Source organism: Methanocorpusculum sp. GPch4 (genome assembly GCF_012062385.1).
Classification (GTDB): Archaea; Halobacteriota; Methanomicrobia; order Methanomicrobiales; family Methanocorpusculaceae; genus Methanocorpusculum; species Methanocorpusculum parvum.
Genome location: NZ_SIJA01000044.1, coordinates 1 through 597 on the forward strand (window position 1 = coordinate 1; position 597 = coordinate 597).

The following is a 597-nucleotide window of genomic DNA, read 5'->3' on the forward strand; positions in this document are numbered from 1 at the left end:
GCTCCGGCGAGGGTGAACGCAGTTCTGACCTTCGTTTCCCGCGGGGTCCCTGCGGCGCCGACGACAAACACCATCGCATACCGCTTATTTCTTTTCGTTTCATTGATTAGATAGGTCATATGGCTCAGATCTCCAAGTGCGGTGGTGACATAGGTGATATGCGTCTGTTTTGCCATTTCAGCAGAGACCTTGCCCATCTCCGATTCGAAATCAGTAGGCTCACGGCCGGCATACTCCCGCATGATCTCACGGATCCGGAGTTCAGTTTTCGTCTTATCCCTCAACGTAACCGACGTCTCCCTGACAAGGGAAGACGGGTGACGCAGGCGGAAGAGATGTTCGCCCGTGCTGATGTTTTCCGTCTCTCTGAGTTTTTCCAGGATCATACTGCTCTTCCCGGAGCTGATGATCTCAGGATCGGCTCCTCCTTTGATGAAGATCACCGGAAACTCTTCACCGATGTAGAGGCTTTCAAGAGCACCGACAGCGGTTTCCGCAAAATGCAGGCGCAGCTCCTCAGAAACACCGCCCTGGGGCAGATCGAGGATCAGAGCCGGCAGACCCCCGGATGCATCCATCTTCAGCCTGACGTAGAGC

Annotated in this window: 1 protein-coding gene; it reads right to left on the reverse strand. The window is 54.8% G+C overall.

All coding sequences use genetic code 11. The features are described 5' to 3' along the window. Positions 1-578 (reverse strand): hypothetical protein (locus EYA77_RS04060; RefSeq protein WP_167815943.1); only part of this gene is annotated, 578 nt, incomplete at its 3' end. Positions 579-597: the final 19 nt, after the last annotated feature.